The organism is Bradyrhizobium sp. (assembly GCF_016213215.1).
GTDB lineage: Bacteria > Pseudomonadota > Alphaproteobacteria > Rhizobiales > Xanthobacteraceae > Bradyrhizobium.
Map to the genome: position 1 here is coordinate 1 of NZ_JACRAW010000118.1, position 2209 is coordinate 2209.

The following is a 2209-nucleotide window of genomic DNA, read 5'->3' on the forward strand; positions in this document are numbered from 1 at the left end:
ACATTGGCCAAGTCGGCTATAGCCGACTTGGGTGGCGCGAACCCGGAATCCAGAGCCATCTCACGTGTTGCATCTGGATTCCGGGTCCGCTCGCTGCGCGAGCGTCCCGGAATGACGGTTAGGATTTCAACGCCTTCAGCTGCGCCGCCGCGCTGTCGCGCAGCATGCCGAGATCGCTGCCGATGGTGATGAAACGGAAACCGCGCTTAGCCAGGACGAGCGCGCGTTCGGTGTTGCTGCAATAGATGCCGGGAATCTTGCCGGCCTTGGTCGCTGCCTGACAGATGCGGTCGATGGCGCGCTCGACCTCCGCGGCCTGCACGTCCTGCGCCGTGCCGCCGCTCAACGCCGTCGACAGATCGTAGGGGCCGATGAACAGCGCATCGATGCCGGGCGTGGCGGCGATGGCCTCGACATTGCCGAGCGCGGTTGGCGTCTCGATCATGGCGAGTGTCAGCGTCCCGTCATTGGCCTCGCGCAGATAGTCGGTGGTGACGCTTTTCCCTTGCAGCGCCATGGCGCGCTGCGGACCCCAGCTGCGCTCGCCGAGCGGCGGGTATTTGGCTACGGCGGCGAACTGGCGGGCATCGCGCTCGGTGTTGATCATCGGCGCAATGATCGCCTCGGCGCCGAAGTCGAGCGCACGCGACACGAAGGCGAAATCGCCCACCGGCACGCGCACCAGCGGTGTGCTGCCTGCATGATGCAGCGCGCCGACGGCCGCAACAATCGCGGCGGTATCCCACAGCCCGTGCTGCTGATCGATGACGACGGCGGGAAAGCCCTCGCGCGCGATCGTCTCGGCCGCTACCGCTGAGGCCAGCGTACACCAGGAGGAATACACCGTGTCGCCCGCGCGCAAGGCTCGGGCGAGGGTAAAGGCGGTCACGTCAGCCGCTCTTCTTGACTTGCTCGATCGCCTCATCGAGCAATTCGCTCATCTTGGCGCGAATTTGCTGCTGGTCGATGCCTTTAGCCTGCAAATCCTTTGCAACTTTACGCAAAACGTCGTTATCGCCGGTTTCCTCGAAGTCGGCGAGCACGACCTCCTTGGCATAGGCGTCGGCATCGGCGCCGCTTTTACCGAGCACGCCGGCGGCCCAGAGCCCCAAGAGTTTGTTGCGACGAGCCATCGACTTGAATTTCAATTCCTCGTCATGCGCGAACTTCTTCTCGAAGCCTTCCTCGCGCTTGTCGAATGTGGTCATGCCGCCCTCATTTTTTGTTCTAGCGCATGATCTTATCGGGGATCATGCGTGCGCGACCATATGATCGCGTTCGCACATACAACTGCTGCGCCTTGCATATCGCTAGCCAACCGTCAAGGCAACCGGCCGGCGGGCTATTGCGGCGAAATTGCGAAGTGGAAAACGTGACGCGAGGTCGATTGTGCTGCCCGGACCGATCGGCTAGGTTCGACTCGTGCCCGGACAATTTGACGCGCTAGGCTGAGCGTCCGGTCCCGCCGCCGCGGATCTCGAAGCCACTAAAGGAGCCACGGCAAATCCAATGGACTTTCAAAAACCACGGTACATCCCGATGAGTCGCCGCCGCCGCATTTACGAAGGCAAGGCGAAGGTCCTCTATGAAGGCCCGGAGCCGGGCACGCTGATCCAGCACTTCAAGGACGACGCGACTGCCTTCAACGCCAAGAAGCACGAAGTGATCGAAGGCAAGGGCGTCCTCAACAACCGGATCTCCGAATACGTATTCCAGCATCTCAATGATATCGGGGTTCCCACCCACTTCATCCGGCGGCTCAACATGCGCGAGCAGTTGATCCGCGAGGTGGAGATTATTCCGCTCGAAGTGGTGGTGCGCAACGTCGCCGCCGGTTCGCTGGCGACGCGGCTGGGCATCGACGAAGGCACCCAGCTGCCGCGCTCGATCATCGAGTTCTATTACAAGAACGACAAGCTCAACGACCCGATGGTGTCGGAAGAGCACATCACCGCCTTCGGCTGGGCCAGTCCGCAAGAGATCGACGACGTCATGGCGCTCGCCATCCGTGTCAACGACTTCCTGTCCGGTCTGTTCCTCGGCGTCGGCATCCGCCTGGTCGACTTCAAAATGGAGACCGGCCGGCTGTGGGAAAACGACGTGATGCGTATCGTCGTCGCCGACGAGATCTCGCCCGACAGTTGCCGGCTGTGGGACATCAAGAACAACGACAAGCTCGACAAGGATCGTTTCCGCCGCGATCTCGGCG

General features: G+C 62.0%; 3 protein-coding genes. 1 reads left to right on the forward strand and 2 read right to left on the reverse strand.

Annotation, left to right across the window (positions count from 1 at the left end):
* Window positions 1-118 precede the first annotated feature (118 nt).
* Together HY852_RS20270 and HY852_RS20275 are read right to left on the reverse strand one after the other, a co-directional pair.
* Window positions 119-889, reverse strand: a complete 771-nt coding sequence (locus tag HY852_RS20270) for an aldolase/citrate lyase family protein (protein WP_291606595.1) — start codon at window positions 887-889, stop codon at window positions 119-121.
* A gap of 1 nt (window position 890) precedes the next feature.
* Entirely contained in the window at window positions 891-1208 is a 318-nt protein-coding gene (locus HY852_RS20275; RefSeq protein WP_291606596.1) for a DUF1476 domain-containing protein, read from the reverse strand.
* Window positions 1209-1509: 301 nt separating this feature from the next.
* On the opposite strand from HY852_RS20275, the gene purC reads away from it, so the two are divergent.
* Window positions 1510-2209, forward strand: a 700-nt coding sequence (gene purC, locus HY852_RS20280) for a phosphoribosylaminoimidazolesuccinocarboxamide synthase (RefSeq protein ID WP_291606597.1), incomplete at its 3' end; no start/stop codon positions are given.

Excerpts from the sequence above, each read along its gene's own strand:
- HY852_RS20275 (WP_291606596.1), bottom strand. The coding sequence starts at position 1,208 with ATGACCACATTCGACAAGCGCGAGGAAGGCTTCGAGAAGAAGTTCGCG.